The 19,831-nt window shown below is 64.5% G+C and carries 16 protein-coding genes; 9 read left to right on the plus strand and 7 right to left on the minus strand.

Going from position 1 to position 19,831, the window contains the following annotated elements; all coding sequences use genetic code 11:
• Positions 1-201 precede the first annotated feature (201 nt).
• Positions 202-1,599 (minus strand): choline-sulfatase, encoded by a 1,398-nt coding sequence (gene betC, locus IEI94_RS05340; protein WP_318153364.1) that lies wholly within the window; start codon positions 1,597-1,599, stop codon positions 202-204.
• A gap of 239 nt (positions 1,600-1,838) precedes the next feature.
• Between betC and IEI94_RS05345 the strand changes: the two genes are divergently transcribed.
• On the plus strand, positions 1,839-2,738 hold the full coding sequence (locus IEI94_RS05345; protein ID WP_191166297.1) for a LysR family transcriptional regulator: 900 nt from the start codon (positions 1,839-1,841) through the stop codon (positions 2,736-2,738).
• Between the two features lie 38 nt (positions 2,739-2,776).
• Here the strand turns inward: IEI94_RS05345 and IEI94_RS05350 are convergent, their stop codons facing one another.
• From IEI94_RS05350 to glcD, 4 genes are read right to left on the minus strand one after another with little or no spacing between them, the layout of a single operon-like run.
• The gene (locus tag IEI94_RS05350) at positions 2,777-3,178 is read right to left on the minus strand and encodes a GlcG/HbpS family heme-binding protein (protein ID WP_191166298.1); all 402 of its coding nucleotides are present in this window, start codon (positions 3,176-3,178) and stop codon (positions 2,777-2,779) included.
• Between the two features lie 49 nt (positions 3,179-3,227).
• Positions 3,228-4,460: a glycolate oxidase subunit GlcF gene (glcF, locus tag IEI94_RS05355; RefSeq protein ID WP_191166299.1), complete on the minus strand. Its 1,233-nt coding sequence runs from the start codon at positions 4,458-4,460 to the stop codon at positions 3,228-3,230.
• Positions 4,461-5,534 (minus strand): glycolate oxidase subunit GlcE, encoded by a 1,074-nt coding sequence (gene glcE, locus IEI94_RS05360; protein ID WP_191166300.1) that lies wholly within the window; start codon positions 5,532-5,534, stop codon positions 4,461-4,463.
• Positions 5,535-5,543: 9 nt separating this feature from the next.
• Positions 5,544-7,043, minus strand: coding sequence for a glycolate oxidase subunit GlcD (gene glcD / locus IEI94_RS05365; protein ID WP_191166301.1), 1,500 nt, complete (start codon positions 7,041-7,043; stop codon positions 5,544-5,546).
• Between the two features lie 177 nt (positions 7,044-7,220).
• Between glcD and glcC the strand changes: the two genes are divergently transcribed.
• Entirely contained in the window at positions 7,221-8,000 is a 780-nt protein-coding gene (glcC, locus tag IEI94_RS05370) for a transcriptional regulator GlcC (protein ID WP_191166302.1), read from the plus strand.
• A gap of 4 nt (positions 8,001-8,004) precedes the next feature.
• On the opposite strand, the gene IEI94_RS05375 is transcribed toward glcC, so the two are convergent.
• On the minus strand, positions 8,005-8,688 hold the full coding sequence (locus IEI94_RS05375) for a GntR family transcriptional regulator (protein WP_191166303.1): 684 nt from the start codon (positions 8,686-8,688) through the stop codon (positions 8,005-8,007).
• Positions 8,689-9,191: 503 nt separating this feature from the next.
• Between IEI94_RS05375 and IEI94_RS05380 the strand changes: the two genes are divergently transcribed.
• The 7 genes from IEI94_RS05380 to IEI94_RS05410 all read left to right on the plus strand — a co-directional run bounded on the left by IEI94_RS05380 (position 9,192) and on the right by IEI94_RS05410 (position 18,503).
• Complete coding sequence (locus IEI94_RS05380) at positions 9,192-10,172, plus strand: TRAP transporter substrate-binding protein (RefSeq protein WP_191166304.1); 981 nt, start codon at positions 9,192-9,194, stop codon at positions 10,170-10,172.
• An 88-nt stretch (positions 10,173-10,260) separates the two neighbouring features.
• Positions 10,261-10,848, plus strand: a complete 588-nt coding sequence (locus IEI94_RS05385) for a TRAP transporter small permease (protein ID WP_191166305.1) — start codon at positions 10,261-10,263, stop codon at positions 10,846-10,848.
• Positions 10,845-12,128 carry a TRAP transporter large permease gene (locus IEI94_RS05390; protein WP_191166306.1) on the plus strand — a complete coding sequence of 428 codons (1,284 nt, stop codon included), beginning with the start codon at positions 10,845-10,847 and terminating at the stop codon, positions 12,126-12,128. The genes IEI94_RS05385 and IEI94_RS05390 overlap by 4 nt, the downstream gene beginning before the upstream one ends.
• 66 nt (positions 12,129-12,194) lie before the next feature.
• The gene (locus tag IEI94_RS05395) at positions 12,195-12,980 is read left to right on the plus strand and encodes an enoyl-CoA hydratase/isomerase family protein (RefSeq protein ID WP_191166307.1); all 786 of its coding nucleotides are present in this window, start codon (positions 12,195-12,197) and stop codon (positions 12,978-12,980) included.
• A 19-nt stretch (positions 12,981-12,999) separates the two neighbouring features.
• On the plus strand, positions 13,000-14,190 hold the full coding sequence (locus IEI94_RS05400; RefSeq protein WP_191166308.1) for a CaiB/BaiF CoA transferase family protein: 1,191 nt from the start codon (positions 13,000-13,002) through the stop codon (positions 14,188-14,190).
• 65 nt (positions 14,191-14,255) lie between these two features.
• Positions 14,256-15,464: a pyridoxal-phosphate-dependent aminotransferase family protein gene (locus tag IEI94_RS05405; RefSeq protein WP_191166309.1), complete on the plus strand. Its 1,209-nt coding sequence runs from the start codon at positions 14,256-14,258 to the stop codon at positions 15,462-15,464.
• Positions 15,465-15,491: 27 nt separating this feature from the next.
• Positions 15,492-18,503 (plus strand): FAD-binding and (Fe-S)-binding domain-containing protein, encoded by a 3,012-nt coding sequence (locus tag IEI94_RS05410; RefSeq protein ID WP_191166310.1) that lies wholly within the window; start codon positions 15,492-15,494, stop codon positions 18,501-18,503.
• 4 nt (positions 18,504-18,507) lie between these two features.
• On the opposite strand, the gene IEI94_RS05415 is transcribed toward IEI94_RS05410, so the two are convergent.
• On the minus strand, positions 18,508-19,806 hold the full coding sequence (locus IEI94_RS05415; protein ID WP_191166311.1) for an L-fuconate dehydratase: 1,299 nt from the start codon (positions 19,804-19,806) through the stop codon (positions 18,508-18,510).
• Positions 19,807-19,831 lie beyond the last annotated feature (25 nt).

Genomic DNA, 19,831 nt, shown 5'->3' on the forward strand with positions numbered 1-19,831 from the left:
ATCAGCGACCAGCTATGGTCGGATAGCTCGTAGCGTCCTGCCATACCTCACCTATGCTGCTGCGGCATAGGAAAAATTAGCAGAATCTACTTTTCGTACAAAGCCTAGGTTTATGGATGGTGAGGGGTTTTGCTCGTGAGTGACAGGGGGTGGCCGTTAAGAGTTATTAGCCCGCCGCGATAAGGGCGGGCTTGGGCAGCATCAGTGGCTGACCACCGGGAAGCGCGCGCGGCGCTCCAGGTCGTCGAGGTCGATGGTATTGCGCATATACTGCTGGCTGGCGTCGATATAAGGCTGGTGATCCCAGGGCGTGACCCTGCCCTGTTTGAGTGCCCGTGACACCAGCTTGCGCCGCCGCTGGCTGGCGATCACCTCATCATGCAGTCGCGCGTAGTCCCAGCGGCTAGCGATCTCGTTGCGAAACTCCCGGCAGCGATCGAGGTGATCAGGCGCCTCGGCCAGATTGGTCAACTCCAGCGGGTCGGCCTCGAGATCGAACAGCTGATCGGGGTCGGGAGCGCTGTGCACGAACTTGTAGCGGCCACGGCGGATCATCAGCAGCGGCGCGATGGCGCCTTCGCCGAGGTACTCGCCGATCGCTTCGTCATGGCCGCCCTGGCCGGTGAGGTGCGGCAGCAGGCTGCGGCCATCCAGGGGTACCGCATAGTCCGGGGCCTCACCGCCATTGGCCAGCTCGGCGAAGGTTGGCAGCAGGTCCATGGTCGAGACCGAATGGCTGACCCGGCCCGGCGCAAAGCGGCTGGGCGCATGAACGAGCATCGGCACCCGCGCCGAATCCTCGAACCAGCTCATCTTGTACCACAGGCCGCGCTCGCCGAGCATGTCGCCGTGGTCGCCGGAGAACACGATGATGGTGTCATCAGCGAGTCCGGTCTCCTCCAGCGCCTTGAGCACCGCGCCGATCTGATCGTCGACGTAGCTCAGCGCGCCGTAATAGGCGTGACGGGCATTGCGGATCTGGGCATTGCTGACGCCGTCCTCTTCAAGCTGATAGACGTGGCGCAAACGCTGCGAGTGCGGATCCATCAGCTCCCGTGAGTAGGGCACGCGGGGCATGTCGATGGCGTCATGCTCGTAGCGGTCCCAATACTCCTGGGCGATGGTGTAGGGGTCGTGGGGGTGGGTCAGCGAGACCGTCAGGCAGAATGGGCGCGTCTCGCCGTTGCGGGCATAGTCATAGAGGAAGCGCTGAGCACGAAAGGCGACTTCATCATCGAAATCGATCTGGTTGGAGCGCACGCAGGGCCCGGCCTGGGTGACCGAGGACATGTTGTGATAGTAGCTGGGGCGCGCGTGGAAGTTCTCCCAGTCGACGAACCAGCCAAAATCGGCAGGATAGATATCGGTGGTCAGGCGCTCCTCGAAGCCGTGCAGCTGGTCGGGGCCGCAGAAGTGCATCTTGCCGCTGAGTGCGGTGAAGTAGCCGGCATCGCGCAAGTAGTGCGCATAGGTGGGGATATCCGCGGCGAACTCGGCGGCATTATCGTAGCCGCCGATGCGGGACGGCAGCTGGCCGGCCATCAGCGTGAAACGCGACGGCGCGCACAGCGGGCTGTTGCAGTAGGCGGAGTCGAACACCACCCCCTCCGGCAGCGAGTCGCGACAGATGCGGTGTCTTGACCAGCGGATGGCCGTAGAACGGCAGCTTGCTGGCGGTCATCTGGTCAGCCATCAGGAACAGAATGTGCGGCTGCTTGGCCGGCATGGAGAATACCTCGCGGCGTCGGTGGCGGGTGGTGGGGCATGCCGCTAGTCTCATGGCTTATGCGAGATGCTGTAAACTCGCTAAAAATTAATCCTGCTCATTAGGTGGGCTAATGTCGTTGATTGGTAGGAGGGTATCGCCTCATGGTCTGCGAGTGTTCGAGGCGGCGGCGCGGCATCTGAGTTTCACGGCGGCCGCCGGTGAACTACATTCGACTCAGTCGGCGGTGAGCCAGCAGGTGCGATCGCTCGAGGAACAGCTGGGCATACCGCTGTTCGAGCGCATCTATCGAGGGGTGAGGCTTACCGAGGCTGGCCAGGCGCTGTTCGTCAGCGTGCAGGAGGGGTTTGCCACCATCGAGCGGACCCTCGACCGTCTGCAGCGCCAGCATCGCCATCCACAGGTCAATATCCTCACCGACTTCTCGTTTGCCGCCTACTGGCTATTGCCGCGGCTGCCTAAGTTTCGTCGGCGTCACCCGGATATCGATGTGCGCATCATGACCCACCAGGGCGGCCGCGACTGGCACGACCAGGAGGTCGACGTGGCGCTGCTGTTCTGCGATGCGCGCACGCTAAGCGGTGTGCCGCGACTGTTCGGCGAGGCAGTGCTGCCGGTTTGTAGCCCGGCCTTTCTCGACCAGTACGGCCCGATCGACTCGCTGGCCAAGCTCGTCGAGCTGCCGCTGATGGCGTTGTTGAGTGAGCCGGGCCAGCACTGGCTCGACTGGTCGACGTATTTCCGGGAGCTGGCAGGGGTGGCCTATGTGCAGTCGGCGGAGCTGACCTTCAACAACTATACGCTGCTGATCCAGGCCGTGATCGCCGGTCAGGGGATTGGTCTGGGGTGGCGCGGGCTGATCGATGACCAGTTGGCAAGCGGGGTATTGGTGGGGCTCGAAGGCATGTCGCTGACCACCGGCGGTGGCTATGGCCTGATCGACGGCCGTGCAGGCGCCGCTGGCAGCGCCAAACAGATCGTGCGCGACTGGCTACTCGAGGAAGCACGTTGAGGGAGGGCACCCGCCGCGGTGGCGGGCGCCGCTGACACTCAGCCGATGGCGGCAACACCGGCCTTGGCGACCTGGACATCCTGGTCGGGTTTGACCCCGGAGATGCCGACAGTGCCAACCATCTGGCCGTCGACCAGCACCGGCACGCCACCGCCGAGCAGGGCTTTCATGGGGGCCGACAGGAAGGCGGTGCGGCCGTTATTGATCATGTCTTCGAACAGCTGAGTTTCGCGCGCCCCATAGGCCGAGGTGCGGGCCTTCTCGATGGCGGCTTCGATGCTGAACAGCGGAGCACCGTCGAGGCGACGCAGGCCGAGCGGATGGCCGCCGTCGTCGGCCACGGCGATGGTCACCGCCCAACCGTTGGCGTCGGCTTCCTTTTGGGCGGCATCGAGAATGGCGTTGACGTCTGTCAGGGTGAGTACGGATTTGGTTTTCATATTGGGCTCCTTGGTGAGCGGTTGATGCGGATATTGGTATTGCCGGTGATTATCTTAAGGCCTCATCGACGATCTCGATCCAGTGGCGAACCGGGGTGCGTCCGGCACCGGCGAGGTGGGTCTGGCAGCCGATGTTGGCGGTGACGATGGTTTCTGGCTGGCCGGCCTCCAGGGCGTCGAGCTTGTTGTCGCGCAGCTCGGTGGCAAGCTCAGGCTGGGTGATCGAGTAGGTGCCCGCCGAGCCGCAGCAGAGGTGTGCGTCGGCCACCGGGGTCAGCGCGAAGCCGAGCCGGCCGAGAACGCTTTCTACCGCGCCGCCGAGCTTCTGGGCGTGCTGCAGGGTGCAGGGGCAGTGAAAGGCCAGCTTGCGCGTCTCGCTGGTCGCCAGGTCGTCGAGCTGTTCGTCGCGCAGCACCTCGACCAGGTCCTTGGCCAGGGCGCTGACCCGCGCCGCTTTATCGGCATAGGCGGGATCGTCGGCGAGCATCTCGCCGTACTCCTTGACGAAGGCGCCGCAGCCGCTGGCGGTCTGGACGATGGCTTCGCAGCCGGCATCGATATGCGGCCACCAGGCATCGATATTGGCGCGCATGCGCGCGCGGCCGTCGTCCTGGGCGTTGAGGTGGAAGTCGATGGCGCCGCAGCAGCCGGCCTCGCTGACCGGCGTCAGGCCGATGCCGAGGCGGTCCAGTACCCGCGCGGTGGCGGCGTTGGTGTTGGGCGACAGCCCCGGCTGCACGCAGCCTTCGAGGATCAGCATCTGGCGGCTATGCGGGCGGTGGTCCGGGCGCCGGCCGGCATCCACCGGCGCCGGTGGCATCTTGCTCCGCAGCGCGCCGGGCACCAGCGGCTTGAAGGTCTGGCCCAGCTTGAGCAGTGCCTGGAAGCGCTTGGGCTCGACCAGCGCCTTGCGCAGCCCGTAGCGTAGCGCGCGGTCCGACGCCTTGCGCGGCACACGACGTTCGATCTCGGCGCGGCCGATATCCAGCAGCTTGTGATACTCGACGCCTGACGGGCAGGTGGTCCCACAGTTGCGGCAGGTCAGGCAGCGGTCGAGGTGCAGGCGGGTCTCGGCGGTCACCTGATCGTCATCGTCACGGCTCTCGAGCAGTTCCTTGATCAGGTAGATGCGCCCGCGTGGCCCGTCGCGCTCGTCGCCGAGCAGCTGATAGGTAGGGCAGGTGGCATTGCAGAAGCCGCAGTGCACGCAGCTGCGCAGCACCCGGTCGGCTTCCTTGATATGCGGTTTTTCGAGGTCTTCAGGGGTAAAGTGCGTCTGCATTCAGACCTCCGCGTAGAGTCGGCCGGGATTGAAGATGCCGTTGGGATCGAGCTCGGCCTTGAGCTGGCGGTGGTACTTGGCCACCACCGGCGCCAGCGGCGTGAACGGCTCGGCAATCCCCGGGGTGTAGCAGGTGGCGTGGCCGCCGGCCCGGGCGCAGGCCTCGCGTATGGTGCCGGCATCGGCGTCACTCTTCAGCCAGCGCTGGGCGCCGGCCCAGTCGTAGAGCACTTCGCCGTCCAGCGACAGTGGCGGAACCTTGTTGGGCAGCGACAGCCGCCAAAGTGGGCGCTGGTCGGCGCAGAAGAAGGCCAGGCGCTGTTCGCGCAGTTCCTCCCAGTAGCCGGCATCGAGGGAGTCGCCGCCTAGGCGCTCGCGGGTTGCCGCCACTGAGCTCTGGCCGCCTTCGAGACGCAGATAGAGGGCGCCGTCATGATAGCTGGCCGCAGATAGGGGCATCGGCTGGCGGCCCCACTCGGCGAGCTTGGTCAGCGCCGCGTCGAGCGGCAGCTCGAGGCGCAGGCTGTGGCTGGTGGCGGGCTTGGGCAGCACCTTCAAGGAGACCTCGGTGAGAAGCCCGAGGGTTCCCTGGGCGCCGACCATCAGCCGCGACAGATCGTAGCCGGCGACGTTCTTCATTACCTCGCCGCCGAAGCGCAGCTGCTTGCCTTCATGGGTGATCACACGGGTGCCGAGCACCAGGTCGCGCACGCTGCCGGCCCAGGGGCGGCGTGGTCCTGACAGCCCGCAGGCGATCATGCCGCCGACCGTGGCGCTGGCGCCGAAGTGGGGTGGCTCGCAGGGCAGGCGCTGGCCCTCGGCGTCGAGGGCCGCTTCCAGATCGGCCAGCGGGGTGCCGGCGCGCACCGAGACGATCAGTTCGACGGGATCGTAGTGGCTGATGCCGCGGTGCTCGCGGGTCGCCAGCTCGCTACCATCTACGGCACGGCCGTAGAACGCCTTGGTGTTACCGCCGACGATGCGCAGCGGCGTCTTGTCGCGGTCGGCCTGGCGCACCTGGTCGCACAGCGCCTCGCTGATGTCGTGGTTTGTCAGGGGGACGGTATCCGCCATGGTGGCTCCTCAGAAACGCGGCAGCTCAGGGTGCGGCAATTCGTTGTTATGCACGTGCATGGCGCCGAACTCGGCACAGCGCGCAAGCGTGGGTATGTTCTTGCCCGGGTTGAGCAGACGGGTCGGGTCGAAGGCCGCCTTGAGCGCATGGAAGACGGTGATCTCGTCGGGCTGGAACTGGGCGCACATCTGGTTGATCTTCTCGCGCCCGACGCCGTGCTCGCCGGTGATCGAGCCGCCGGCTGCGACGCACAGCTCGAGGATCTTGCCGCCGACGTCTTCGGCCAGCTCGAGTTCGCCGGGCTGGTTGGCATCGAACAGGATCAGCGGGTGCATATTGCCGTCGCCGGCGTGGAAGACGTTGGCCACGCGCAGGCCTGACTCCTCCGATAGCGCGGCGATGCCCTTGAGCACACGCGGCAGCTCGCGGCGGGGGATGGTGCCGTCCATGCAGTAGTAGTCCGGCGACATGCGGCCCACCGCGGGGAAGGCGTTCTTGCGCCCGGCCCAGAACTTGACACGCTCCGCGTCGTCGCGGGCGAGGCTGATTTCGGTGGCGCCGGCCTGACGCAGGACTTCCTTGACCGTCTCGCAGTCATCGTCGACGTCGGCTTCCACGCCGTCGAGCTCGCACAGCAGAATGGCTTCGGCCTCCACCGGGTAGCCGGCCTTGACGAAGTCCTCGGCGGCCTGGATGGCGAGCTTATCCATCATCTCCAGCCCGCCCGGTATGATGCCAGCGGCGATAATGTCGCCCACTGCCTGGCCGGCTTTCTCGACGTCGTCGAAGCTGGCCATCAGTACCTTGGCACTCTCCGGCTTGGGCAGCAGCTTGACGGTCACCTCGGTGACCACGCCGAGCATGCCCTCGGAACCGGTGAACAGCGCCAGCAGGTCGAAGCCCGGGGCGTCGAAGGCCTCGCTGCCCAGCGTCATGCGCTCGCCCTCGATGGTCATCACCTCGATCTTGAGCACGTTGTGAACGGTGAGCCCGTACTTCAGACAGTGCACACCGCCGGCGTTCTCGGCGACGTTGCCGCCGATCGAGCAGGCGATCTGCGACGAGGGGTCCGGCGCGTAGTAGAGGCCGTAGGGTGCGGCGGCCTCGGAGATCGCCAGATTGCGCACGCCGGGCTGGAGTCGGGCAATCCGGGCGTCGGGGTCGATCTCGAGGATCTGCTTGAAGCGCGACATTACCAGCAGCACCCCTTGTTCAAGCGGTAGAGCGCCGCCGGAGAGCCCGGTGCCGGCGCCGCGGGTGACCACCGGCACGCCCATGGCGTGGCAGGTCTTGAGCAGCGATTCGACCTGGTCGAGGCTATGGGGCAGAGCGACGAGCATCGGCAGCACGCGATAGGCGGAGAGGCCGTCACACTCGAAGGGGCGCAGATCCTCTTCGCGGTGCAGCAGTGTCATGCCAGGTACCGCCTCGGCGAGGCGTGCCAGCACCTGGCCCTTGTCGTTGTGCGGCAGCTCGCCATCCAGCGCCGCGTCGTAAAGAATATTCATGGTGACTCCCCAGCTTGCGCGTCAGGCGTCCAATCTGTGCCTTTAGCGCACTGCTTGTCCAGCCTGTGGTGTAGTGGTCTGACCAGACATTGGTCTATGTTGTGGAAATGTTTTCCAATCTACATCCTGGCAGCCTATCAGGCCAGTTCGCCCATCATTCGATGCGAGGAGCCCGTAATGTCTTTGACGCCTGACCACCGCCTGGCCGGCATGCGTACCCCCGACGGGGTCGCGGCGACCCTTGAGCAGCTGATTCTTGACGGCGTGTTTCGCCCTGGCCAACTGCTGCCCTCCGAGAGGCGATTGTGCGACAAGCTGGGGGTGTCGCGCTCTTCACTGCGGGAGGGGCTGCGGGTGCTGCGCAGCAAGGGCGTCATCGACACGCGCCACGGACGAGGCTCGAGCGTGGCCGAGCTGGTGCCGCCGCGAGACGACAGCCCGCTGATGCACCTGTTCAAGAGCCAGCCGCGTACGCTGTTCGATCTACTCGAAGTGCGCGCGCTGCTGGAGGGGGAGTCGGCATTTCTTGCCGCTAGCCGTGGTACACCCGCCGACTGGGTATTGATCACCCGCCGCTATCAGGAAATGGCCGACTATGTGGCAGGTACCACGGTCATCGACGTCGAGCGTCTGGCGCGCCTCGACCATGCCTTCCACCTGGCAATTTGCCAGGCCTCGCACAATCCGGTGTTGGTGCACACCCTGCAGAGCCTTACCGATTTGTTGCTGAGCTCGGTGTTTGCCTCGGTCAAGAACCTCTATCACCGAGCCGAGCCCCGCGAGATGATCAACCGCCAGCATGCACGGCTGCATGAGGCGGTGGTGCAGGGCAAGCCGGCACTGGCCAAGCGGGTGGCGCTTGAGCACCTGACCAGCATCGGTGAGCGGTTGCGCGAGATCGAGGTCGAGACGCAGCGCCTGGAGCGCTCGGCGATGCGCCTCGAGGGGTGGGAGTAGCGGCTCAGCCGTTGGCGGCGTTGATCAGCTCGTCGTCTTCGATGACGCCGGCCAGGGTTACCACTTCAAGCTTGTGGCACAGATGGTCGCGCAGAATCTGCCCCAGGCGCTTTCCATCACGGGCTTTCAGCGCCACGATCATCATCTCGTGATCGTTGACCGCCTGACGCCAGAAGGCTTCGGTCATCTTCTTGGAGTAGCGTACCCGCTTCACCCGGTAGCTGAGATTGTTGTACATCTCCTCCAGCACCTCGTTGTTGGCTGCCGCCAGGATGCTTTCGTGTATCTGCCGGTTGACCTCGAAATAGGGCTGCATCTCGCGCTTGCGATAGTGCTCGAGCATCTGCTCATGCAGCTGGCAGATGGCGATAATGCCTTCATCGCTGATCTGCTGACAGGCCAATTCGCCGGACAACCCCTCCAGCGCCCCCATCAGATCATAGGTGTCCTTGACCATCTTCACGGTCAGCTGCATGACCCGTGCGCCGCGGTTGGGCAGCAGCTCGACCAATCCTTCCGATGCCAGCACCTTGAGCGCTTCACGTAGTGGCGTACGCGAAACGCCGAAGGTCTCGCACAGCTGCTTCTCTGAAATGCGCTCGCCGGGTGTCAACTCACCGTGCTCGATCAACTCACGGGTGCGATCGGCGACTTCTCGATAAAGGTTGCGATGTTGAATCTTGCTCATGCTTGAGCTCCTTGTTCGCGGCCAGCCCGCTGGACGTCCTTGCCAGGATGTCGATACCGCGCTCACCGGTTTTTTATGGTGGCGCCGTTGACGGCATAGTGCAAAAGGTATTATGAATTCAAAATTCCGACAAGGGCACAGGCCGGGCCTGGAGCGCCGCGCCGGAACGCGCTAACCACCATGATAATGACTAGCACGAGGTGCTGCACCATTGCCGGGAGGGTTTGTCAGTGCCGCGTTCACCTCGTCCGGGTTTGGGCGTGGCAGATGCTCGTAGGCGCCTATACGGCTGCATGCGGGCACCTAGGTCCAATGGAGGCTTGACACCCCCAGCAAGCGCCAACTAGCTTGAATGTCGAGCTTTGAATAAAGAATTCAATTTTCAGAGCCGACGGGGTTTTCGGATAAACAACCGCCATAGCAACACCTGCATAACCACAAAAAGCGCACAACGCATCAACCCAGGCATCGTGCCAACAACAGAACAAATGAGGTAACACGCCATGCTACTCCCACGTATTGCTGTCGCCACGCTCGCCATCGCGGTGGCGTCGGTATCGCTGCAGGCCCAGGCCCGCGAGATCACTTTGGGTCATGTCGGCGGTCCGGACTCGCTGTTCACCGATTCTGCCAACTACTTCGCTGAGCTGGTCAACGAGCGGCTTCCCGAGCCTTACGAAGTCGTGCCATTCGGCTCGAGCCAGCTGGGTACCGACTCAGAGCTGCTGCAACGCATGCGCCTGGGTACCGTCGACCTGGCACTGCCGTCGACCATCATGTCGTCGGTGGCCGACGAGTTTGGCCTGTTCGAGTTGCCCTACCTGATCCAGGATCGCGAGCACATGCAGCGGGTCGAGGAGGAAGTCTTCTGGCCGCACCTGGCCCCACTCGCTGAACAGAATGGCTATCGCATCCTGGCGGTCTGGGAGAACGGTTTCCGCCATATCACCAACAATCGCCGCGCCATCAACACCCCCGAAGACCTGCGCGGCGTAAAGCTGCGCGTGCCCCAGGGCGTGTGGCGGGTACGCATGTTCGAGGAGTACGGCGCCGAGCCCTCCCCGATGTCGCTCTCCGAGGTGTTCATGGCGCTGCAGACCGGCGTCATGGACGGCCAGGAGAACCCGCTGGCCCAGATCGCCGGTCAGCGCTTCCAGGAAGTCCAGGACTACCTCTCACTCACCGGGCACGTCTATACCCCGGCGTATCTGACCGCAGGACGGCGTTTCGACAACCTGCCAGAAGAGATTCAGGAGATCATCATCGAGGCGGCCCAGGAGACCCAAGCCTATGTCTATGAGCACGCCGCCCAGCTCGACCAGGACCTGATCGCGGTCATTGAAGAAGCGGGTACAGAAGTGAACGAGGTCGATACCTCGGTGTTTATCGAGGCTTCCGCGCCGATCTATGAAGCATTCGCCGCCGAGGTACCAGGCTCCCAGGAATTGATCGATCAAGTGCTGGCGCTCGGTAACGACTCCTGACCCTAGGCTGTCTCGTGCGTTAGACCTCTCCCCCGCACCGCTAGAGGGTGCGGGGGCTCCTGTCCCCTACCTCAATGAGTCGAGAATCATGGGTACTGTGAACCAACTCTCTCGCATCATGGAGCGTTTACTCGAGATCATCACGGTAGTGCTGATGGTGTCGCTGACGCTGGTGGTGCTCTATGCGGTGGTGACCCGCTACGCCTGGCGAACGCCCTCCTGGTATGACGAGGTCGCCGCCATCATGCTGGTGTGGCTGACCTACTACGCCGGGGCCCTGGCGGCGCTCAAGCGCGGCCATATCGGCGTCGACGGCGTTCTGGCTGCCATGCCTGTGCATATCCGCATGCCCATCGCCTATGTCTCCGAGGCGCTGTTCATCGGCTTCTTCCTGATCCTTGGCTGGGCCGGCCTGGTGGTCCTGGATGTCATGCAGGGCATGGCGCTGATCACCCTGCGCTGGGTCCCGCTCACCTTCACCCAGTCGGTGATTCCCATCGGCGCCGGGCTCTTTATCATCGCCCAGCTGCTGAGTATGCCCGCTCATCTGGCCAAGGTGCGCTCCGGCCTGACCCAGGAGGAGGAGGAGATCCGCCACGCCATTGCCGAGGCCGAGCGTGACAACGCGCGAGCCGGCTTCACCGCGGAATCACTGACCAAGAGGGATCAGCCATGACTCTGCCGTTTATGATAATTGGCTTGATGGGGCTGATTCTGATGGGGCTGCCCATCGCCGTGGCGCTGGCAATAGTGGCGACGGTGGCCATCGTGGCCTATCAGGGCCTCGAGATGCTGCCCAATATCGGGCTGACCATGTTCGAGGGAGCCAGTAGCTTCCCGCTGTTGGCGATTCCGATGTTCGTGCTGGCCGGCGCCATCATGAATACTGGCGGTATCTCCAAGCGCCTGATCGCCTTCGCGTCAGCGCTGTTCGGCTTTATCCGCGGCGGGCTGGCGATGATCAATGTCGGCGTCTCGCTGTTCTTTGCCGAGATTTCCGGGTCGGCGGTGGCCGATGTGGCAGCCACCGGCTCGGTGCTGATCCCGGCGATGAAGAAACGCGGCTATCCGAGTTCGTTTGCTGCCGCGGTGACCTCGTCGTCAGCATCGCTGGCGATCATTATCCCGCCGTCGATCCCGATGATCCTCTACGGGGTGATGTCCGGGGCCTCCATCGTCCAGCTGTTCGTGGCCGGTATCGTACCGGGCCTGCTAGGGGCCGGCGGTCTGGCGGGGCTGTGCTACTACTATGCGCGCAAGTACGACTGGCCGGTGGAAGAGGTGTTCCAGTGGAAGCGGGTCAAGCAGACCGCCAAGGATGCCAGCTGGGCGCTGACCCTGCCGATCATCATCCTCGGCTCGATCTTCGGTGGTTTCGTGACGGCCACCGAGGGCGCGGGGCTGGCGGTGGCGGCGGCGATCTTCATCAGCGCCGTGATCTATCGTGAGCTGGATATGCGCACCCTCTACAAGGCGATCATCGACGGCGGCCAGCAGACCGCGGTGGTGATGCTGCTGGTGGCAGCGTCGGCGCTGATCGGGGTGTTCCTGACCGAGATGCGCATGCCGCAGCAGCTGGCTCAGGCAGTGCTCGGGCTGACGGATAACAAGTACGCCATCCTGATGATGCTGAACGTCTTCTTCCTGCTGATTGGGCTCTTCCTGCACTCGGCGGCGGCAATCATCCTGGTGGTTCCCATCGTCATGCCGCTGGTCGGCGCGGCCGGGATCGATCCGGTGCACTTCGGCCTGGTGGTATGTCTCAACCTGGCCATCGGCCAGCAGACCCCGCCGGTGGCGAGCGTGCTGATCACCGCCTGCTCCATCGCCAAGTGTGATGTCTGGTCGGTGACCCGCGCCAACCTGGGCTTTATCGCCGTCCTGCTGACGGTGCTGTTGATGGTCACCTATATCCCGGCGATCCCCATGGCACTGGTCGAGTTCTTCTATCGCTAAGCCCGTATCGCTACGTCAAGGCTCTCCTCCCGGCCGCGGTGCGCCGGGAGGAGCATGGAGAGGCATATGAACGAAGAGAGTCTGCTGTTTGAGGTGCGTGATGGGGTGGCCTGGCTGGGCTTCAATCGCCCACAAAGCCGCAACGCCATGACCTGGGAGATGTACGATGCCCTGGAGGCCTGCTGCGATCAACTGGCCAAGGATGAGCATATACACGCCGTGGTACTGCACGGTGTGGGTGGGGAGGCCTTCGTGGCCGGCACCGATATCACCCAGTTCAGCCACTTCTCCAAGCCCGAGGACGCCATCGGCTACGAGCGGCGCATCGATCGCGTGGTCGGCAAGCTGGAGACCCTGAACAAGCCGACCATCGCACTTATCGAAGGCGCCTGCGTGGGCGGCGGTGCGGCATTGGCCATGGTCTGTGACTTCCGCTACTGCACGCCGAGTCTCAAGTTCGGGGTGCCCATCGCCAAGACCCTGGGCAACTGCCTGTCGATCACCAACGTGTCGCGGCTGATCGACATGGTCGGTATCGCCCGGACCAAGGAGGCGTTGATGCTCGGCAAGCTGTTCAGCGCCGATGAGGCCCGCCAGGCAGGCCTGGTCAATGCGGTGGTCGCGCCCGACGCGATCTACGCCGAAGTCGCCGAGGTGGCCGCCCAGTTCACCCGCCGCTCACCGCTTACCGTGCAGGCCAGCAAAGCGCTGATCGGGCGCGTACAGGAGCAGCGCCGCGCCGCCCGAGATGCCGGCGATGACTGGGTCATCACCTGCTATATGAGCGGCGACTTCAAGGCGGCGGTCAACAAGTTCGTCAACAAGACGCCGTTCGAGTGGACGGGCCACTAATAACAAGCGAGGTGGCGCCATGCTTCCCCTGGACAACCTGAAAATATTGGATATCTCCCAGATCATGGCTGGCCCCTACTGCACCATGGTGCTGGCCGATATGGGCGCCGAGGTGATCAAGGTCGAAAAGACCAACGGCGGCGACGACAGCCGCCAGATGGGGCCCTACGTCAACGACGAATCGACCTGTTTCTCGCAGATCAACCGCAACAAGAAGAGTATCTCCTTGAACCTCAAGGATGAGCGTGCCCGGCAGATCTTCTATCGCCTGGCCGAGGACGCCGATGTGATCGTCGAGAACTACCGCACCGGGGTCACCAAATCGCTCAAGATCGACTACGACACCATCAAGGCCATCAACCCGGGCATCGTCTACTGCTCGATCTCCGGCTACGGCCAGACAGGCCCCTATAGCCACCGCGGCGGCTTCGACCTGGTCGCGCAGGGCATGAGTGGCCTGATGTCGATGACCGGTGAGCCCGGGCGCCGGCCGCTGAAGACCGGCATCGCGGTCTATGACATCGGTGCCGGGATCACCGCGGTCTACTCGATCCTCGCCGCGCATATCCACAAGATGACTACCGGAGAAGGGCAGCACATCGATATTGCCATTACCGAGTGCGGTCTGCCGTGGTTCGCCTGGGAAGCGGCGGCCTATTTCGCCGAGGGCAGGGTGCCGGAGCCTACCGGCTGGCGCCACCGAGTGTCGGCACCCTATCAGGCGATCAAGGCGCGCGACGGCTATCTGATGCTGGGCTGTGCCAATCAGCGTACCTGGGAGCGCCTGTGCGGCGATGTTCTGGGGCGCGACGACCTGATGGCCGATCCACGCTTTCTTACCAATCATGACCGCGGCCAGCACGTCGAGGAGCTCGAGGCGCTGCTCGAGGAGATCATGGTCGATCAGGACACCGACTACTGGCTGGTGCTATGTGACAAGGCCGGGGTGCCGGCGGGACCGATCAACGACTTCGGCCAGGCGATGCAGGACGAGCACTATCTGGCGCGTGGCATGGTCGAGGAGATGGAGCACCCGGTAATCGGCAAGATGAAGACCATCGGCTTTCCCAGCAAGTTTTCGCTTACGCCGTCGCAGATCCGTTCACCGGCGCCGCTGTTTGGACAGCATACCGACGAGGTGCTGACCACGACGCTGGGACTCTCCCGGCAAGAGATCGACACGCTGCGCGCCGAGGGGTGCGTCAAATAGCGTTTTTTTGATGCCATTAATTGAATTCATTATCAAAAGTGCAACCTGTTTGTGGAGACACCACCATGCTCAAGCTCGACTTCCATCCCTCCGGCCGCCACTTCCTGCAGATTCCTGGCCCGTCGCCGGTGCCGGACCGCATTCTGCGCGCCATGAGCCTGCCCACCATCGACCATCGCGGTCCCGAATTCGGTGCCCTGGGCCTTGAGCTGCTGGCCAAGATCCAGGCAATTTTCAAGACCCAGCATCCGGTCATCATCTATCCGGCCTCAGGCACCGGCGCCTGGGAGGCGGCCTTGGCCAATACCATGTCGCCGGGAGATCGGGTTTTGATGTTCGAGACCGGCCACTTCGCGACCCTGTGGCAGAAAATGGCGCTGCGCCTGAACCTCGAGCCGGAGTTCATCGGCTTGCCGGGCTACGAGGGTTGGCGGCACGGTGTCCAGGCCGAGATGATCGAGGCGCGCTTGAAGGAGGATACCAGCCACGACATCAAGGCGGTGTGTGTAGTGCACAACGAGACCTCCACTGGGGTCACCAGCAACATCGCCGCGGTACGCCGCGCTATCGATGCTGCCGGTCATCCGGCGCTGCTGATCGTGGATACCATCTCTGGCCTGGCCAGCGCTGACTTCCGCCACGACGAGTGGGGGGTGGACGTTACCGTCTCCGGTTCCCAGAAAGGCCTGATGCTGCCGCCGGGCATCAGCTTCAATGCGCTCTCCCCCAAGGCCATCGAGGTCAGCAAGACGGCACAGCTACCCAAGAGCTTCTGGGCCTGGGACGAGATTCTCGAGGCCAACCAGAACGGCTACTGGCCCTACACCCCGAGCACCAACCTTCTCTACGGCCTCAACGAGGCGCTGGACATGCTGCTCGACGAGGGCCTGGAAAACGTCCTGGCCCGCCACCAGCGCTGGGCGGCAGGCGTGCGTACCGCCGTCGAGGCCTGGGGGCTGGAGGTCCAGTGCCTGGATCCCGAGGTCTATTCGCCGGTGCTGACCGGGGTGGTGGTGCCGGAAGAGATCGACGCCGATGAGGTGCGCAAGATCATCTATGAGCGTTTCGATCTCTCGCTGGGCACGGGGCTCGGCAAGGCCAAGGGCAAGATGTTCCGCATCGGCCACCTGGGCGACTGCAACGACCTGACGCTGATCGCCACCCTGGGCGGCTGCGAGGCGGGTATGAAACTGGCCGGTATCTCGCTCAAGGGTAGCGGGGTGGCCGCGGCACTCGACTACTTCGCCGCCAACCCGCTGAACCGCGCTGCTTGATCCAGGCGAACGACTGAGGAGGGTGGCATGACGTCCCTGAGCGACAAGACTCAATCCCGCGATGCCAAGGTCAAGCCGGTGACCGAGCTGGCGGCCCGGCTCTCCCGCGAGCTGCAAGGCGAGGTGCTGTTCGACCAGGCCTCGCGGGGGCGCTACTCGACAGATGCGTCGATCTATCAGGTGACCCCGGTGGGGGTAGTGATCCCCCGCCACCAGGCGGACCTGGGGCTGGCGCTGGATATCGCCCGCGACGCCAAGGTGCCGGTGCTGGCCCGCGGGGCGGGTACCAGCCAGTGCGGCCAGACGGTGGGCGAGGCGCTGGTGATCGATACCACGCGCTATCTGAAAGAGGTGATCGAGTTCGATGCCGAGGCGCGCACGGTGGTGGTCGAGCCCGGCATCGTGCTCGACCACTTGAACGCCTGGCTGAAGCCTCATGGGCTCTGGTATCCGGTAGACGTCTCGACCAGCGCTCAGTGCACCATCGGCGGCATGACCGGCAACAACTCCTGCGGCTCGCGCTCGATCCGCTACGGCAACATGGTGCACAACGTGCTGGGCGTCGAGGCGCGCTTGGCTGATGGCAGCGAGGTGGCGTTGGGCTTCGTCGACCGCCTCGCCGACGGCTCGCCGGAGCAGCGCCTCGCCGAGCGGGTCAAGGCGATTGCCGAGCGGGTCGGGCCGGAGATTCGTGAGCACTTCCCCAAGGTGTTGCGCCGGGTCGGCGGCTACAACCTCGACCTCTTCGACTGCCAGAACCCCAAACCCTACGACCCCGACGGGCGGGTCAATCTGGCGCATCTGCTGGTCGGCTCGGAGGGCACTCTGGGGGTCAGTCGGCGGATTACCCTGCGCCTGTCGCCGCTGCCCCAGCACAAGGTGCTGGGGGTGGTGAACTTCCCCACCTTCTACCAGGCGATGGACTTCGCCCAGCATATCGTCAAGCTCGACCCCACCGCAGTGGAGCTGGTCGATCGCACCATGATCGATCTGTCGCTGGAGAACCCGGCCTTCCGTCCGGTGATCGAGAAAGCCCTGATCGGCCAGCCCGAGGCGATCCTGCTGGTGGAGTTCGCCGGCCTGGACGAAGCCGCCCAGCGTCAGGCGCTGGCCGGGCTCAACCAACTGATGGGCGATCTGGGGCTGCCGGACAGCGTGGTCGATATGCCCGAGGCCGCCGAGCAGAAGGCGCTGTGGAACGTGCGCAAAGCGGGGCTCAATATCATGATGAGCATGAAGGGCGACGGCAAGCCGGTCTCCTTTATCGAGGACTGCGCGGTGCCGCTGGAGTACCTCGCCGAGTACACCGACAAGCTCACCCAGGTGTTTCATCGCTACGGCACCGAGGGCACCTGGTACGCCCACGCCAGCGTCGGCGCCCTGCACGTGCGGCCGATCCTCGATATGCGCCGCGACGGCGCCGAAAAGATGCGCGAGATCGCCGAGCAGGCATCGGCCCTGGTGCGCGAGTACAAGGGGGCCTACTCCGGCGAGCACGGCGATGGCCTGTGCCGCGGCGAGTGGGTGGCCTGGCAGTTCGGGCCCACCGTCAACGACGCCTTTCGCGAGATCAAGCAGCTGTTCGACCCCGAGAACCTGTTCAATCCGGGCAAGATCGTCGATACGCCGAAGATGGACGATGCCCGCTACTTCCGCTTTGCCAAGGAGTACCAGGCGATACCGCTGACACCGGTATTCGACTGGTCGGCCTGGAACGTCAAGCGCGACCCGCTGAGCGGCGAGCAGACACCGCCGGGCACGGGGGGAGACGCCACCCACGGCCTGGCAATGGCGGTGGAGATGTGCAACAACAACGGCCACTGCCGCAAGTTCGACGCCGGCACCATGTGCCCCAGCTACCGCATTACCGAGGATGAGCAGCACCTGACTCGGGGGCGTGCCAATACCCTGCGGCTGGTGCTGTCGGGCCAGCTTGGTGAAGAAGGGCTGGCCAGCGACGAGGTCAAGGAGACGCTCGACCTGTGCGTGTCGTGCAAGGGCTGCAAGCGCGACTGTCCCACCGGCGTCGACATGGCCAAGTTCAAGATCGAGGCGCGTAGCGCCCGAGCGCGGGCCAAGGGGCTGAGCTGGCGCGACCGCATGGTCGGCGAGATGCCGCGCTACGCGCCCTGGGCGAGCCGCTTCGCCGGCCTGCTCAACGGCGTCGAGCGGGTGCCGTTCCTGGCTCGGCGCGTCAAGCAGGCGCTCAAGCTGGCGCCGCAGCGCGCGCTGCCGGTCTTCGACGGCAACTTCCTGGCCGCAGCTGAGGCGCCCAGCGGTATCGCCGCGGGGGCCCGCGAGGTGCTGCTGTTCGTCGACACCTTCAATAACTATATGGAAGGGGCCAACGCCAAGGCCGCCAAGCGGGTGCTGGAGGCGGCGGGCTATCGAGTGCATCTCAACGTCAAGCAGGGCCAGCGGCCGCTGTGCTGCGGGCGCACCTATCTATCGTCGGGCCAGTTCGACAAGGCCAAGGCGGAGGCGCGGCGCACCCTCGATCAGCTGATGCCGTTCGTCAGGCGCGGGGTGTCCATCGTCGGTCTCGAGCCGTCGTGCCTGCTGACCATGCGCGACGAGTTTCTGCAGTATGGTTTTGGCGATGAGGCCCAAGCGCTCTCCGAGGCGGCTTACCTATTCGAGGAGTTCCTGGTCGAGGCCAGGGCCGCCGACCAGTTGCCCCTGGCGCTCAAGGCGCTGCCCCACAAGCGCGCCATGCTTCACGGCCACTGCCACCAGAAGGCCTTCGACGCCCTGCGCCCGGTGGAGCAGGTGCTGGGCTGGATTCCCGAGCTCGAGGTCGAGACCATCACCTCCTCCTGCTGCGGCATGGCGGGCAGCTTCGGCTATGAGGCGGAGCACTACGATGCCTCGCTGAAGATGGCCGAATTGTCGCTGCTGCCGGCCATCCGGGAGGCGGACAGCGACGCCGTGGTGGTCGCCGACGGCACCAGCTGCCGCCATCAGATCAAGGATGGCAGCGGTCGCGAGGCGGTGCATGTGGCGCGCCTGCTGGAGCAGGCGCTAGTGGACGTCGGCTGAGGGGTCAGTGCGTCTGCCAGGCGGGGCCGTCCGGATAGACGTGATCCGCCAGTGACTCGGGCTTGAGGGTAATGCTGTAGCCCGGTGCGGTGGGCACCTGGTAGTGGCCGTTGCGGATCACGACCGGGTGCTCGAAGTGCTCGTGCAGGTGGTCGACGTACTCGAGGATGCGCCCCTCCAGCGAACCGGAGACGGCGATATAGTCGAACAGCGACACATGCTGAACGTATTCGCACAGTCCGACCCCGCCGGCGTGGGGGCATACCGGCACGCCAAACTTGGCGGCCATCAGCAGCACCACGATGACCTCGTTGAGGCCGCCGAGACGCGCTGCATCGAGCTGGCAGTAGTCGATGGCATCGGCCTGCAGCAGCTGCTTGAACATCACCCGATTGTGGCAGTGCTCGCCGGTGGCCACACCGATCGAGCCCAGCCGGTGGCGAATCTCGGCATGGCCGAGGATATCGTCGGGGCTGGTCGGCTCCTCGATCCATAGCGGGTCGAATTCGGCCAGCTGGCGCATATTGGCGATGGCTTCATCGACATCCCACATCTGGTTGGCGTCCATCATCAGCGCGCGCTCCCAGCCGATCTCCTCGCGCAGAATCTGCGCGCGGCGGCGATCCTCTTCGAGATTGCCGCCGACTTTCTGCTTGAAGTGGGTCCAGCCTTCGGCCAGCGCCTCCTGCGCCAGGCGTCGCACCTTATCGTCCGAATAGCCGAGCCAGCCCGCCGAGGTGGTGTAGCCGGGGTAGCCGTGCTCATGCATCTCGGCTTCGCGGGCCTCGCGCCCGGCAGTCTGGCGCTTGAGCAGGCCCAGCGCCTCCTGCGGCGTCATGACATCGCTGACGAAGCGGAAATCGAGGCAGCTGACCAGCTGTTCCGGCGACATATCCACCAGCAGCTTCCACACCGGCTTGCCTTCCGATTTCGCCCACAGGTCCCAGATGGCATTGACGATGGCGGCGGTGGCCAGGTGAATGACGCCCTTCTCGGGGCCGGTCCAGCGCAACTGGCTATCGCCGCTGGTGATCCGGCGCCAGAAGGTGCCCATGTCTGCGGTGATCGCCTCCAGCGTCTCTCCCTCGACCAGGTAGGCGAGGGACTCCACCGCCTTGACGCAGAGTTCGTTGCCGCGGCCAATGGTGAAGGTCAGGCCGTGGCCCTCGAGGCCGGTATCGGTATGCAGGATGACATAGGTGGCAGAGTAGTCGGGGGCGGCGTTCATGGCATCGGAGCCGTCCAGCGAGCGCGAGGTGGGAAAGCGAATATCCTGAACCGTCAGGTGGGTGATCGTCGTCATGAATCTCTCCTAAGGTGTCATACTG

The sequence above is a fragment of the Halomonas sp. ML-15 genome (assembly GCF_014779595.1).
In the GTDB taxonomy this organism is placed as follows: Bacteria; Pseudomonadota; Gammaproteobacteria; order Pseudomonadales; family Halomonadaceae; genus Franzmannia.

Excerpts from the sequence above, each read along its gene's own strand:
- IEI94_RS05395 (WP_191166307.1), top strand. The coding sequence starts at position 12,195 with ATGAACGAAGAGAGTCTGCTGTTTGAGGTGCGTGATGGGGTGGCCTGG.
- glcE (WP_191166300.1), bottom strand. The coding sequence starts at position 5,534 with ATGGCGGATACCGTCCCCCTGACAAACCACGACATCAGCGAGGCGCTG.
- IEI94_RS05400 (WP_191166308.1), top strand. The coding sequence starts at position 13,000 with ATGCTTCCCCTGGACAACCTGAAAATATTGGATATCTCCCAGATCATG.
- IEI94_RS05415 (WP_191166311.1), bottom strand. The coding sequence starts at position 19,806 with ATGACGACGATCACCCACCTGACGGTTCAGGATATTCGCTTTCCCACC.
- IEI94_RS05375 (WP_191166303.1), bottom strand. The coding sequence starts at position 8,688 with ATGAGCAAGATTCAACATCGCAACCTTTATCGAGAAGTCGCCGATCGC.
- IEI94_RS05345 (WP_191166297.1), top strand. The coding sequence starts at position 1,839 with ATGTCGTTGATTGGTAGGAGGGTATCGCCTCATGGTCTGCGAGTGTTC.
- IEI94_RS05405 (WP_191166309.1), top strand. The coding sequence starts at position 14,256 with ATGCTCAAGCTCGACTTCCATCCCTCCGGCCGCCACTTCCTGCAGATT.
- IEI94_RS05350 (WP_191166298.1), bottom strand. The coding sequence starts at position 3,178 with ATGAAAACCAAATCCGTACTCACCCTGACAGACGTCAACGCCATTCTC.
- glcF (WP_191166299.1), bottom strand. The coding sequence starts at position 4,460 with ATGCAGACGCACTTTACCCCTGAAGACCTCGAAAAACCGCATATCAAG.
- IEI94_RS05390 (WP_191166306.1), top strand. The coding sequence starts at position 10,845 with ATGACTCTGCCGTTTATGATAATTGGCTTGATGGGGCTGATTCTGATG.
- IEI94_RS05385 (WP_191166305.1), top strand. The coding sequence starts at position 10,261 with ATGGGTACTGTGAACCAACTCTCTCGCATCATGGAGCGTTTACTCGAG.
- IEI94_RS05380 (WP_191166304.1), top strand. The coding sequence starts at position 9,192 with ATGCTACTCCCACGTATTGCTGTCGCCACGCTCGCCATCGCGGTGGCG.
- glcC (WP_191166302.1), top strand. The coding sequence starts at position 7,221 with ATGTCTTTGACGCCTGACCACCGCCTGGCCGGCATGCGTACCCCCGAC.
- glcD (WP_191166301.1), bottom strand. The coding sequence starts at position 7,043 with ATGAATATTCTTTACGACGCGGCGCTGGATGGCGAGCTGCCGCACAAC.
- IEI94_RS05410 (WP_191166310.1), top strand. The coding sequence starts at position 15,492 with ATGACGTCCCTGAGCGACAAGACTCAATCCCGCGATGCCAAGGTCAAG.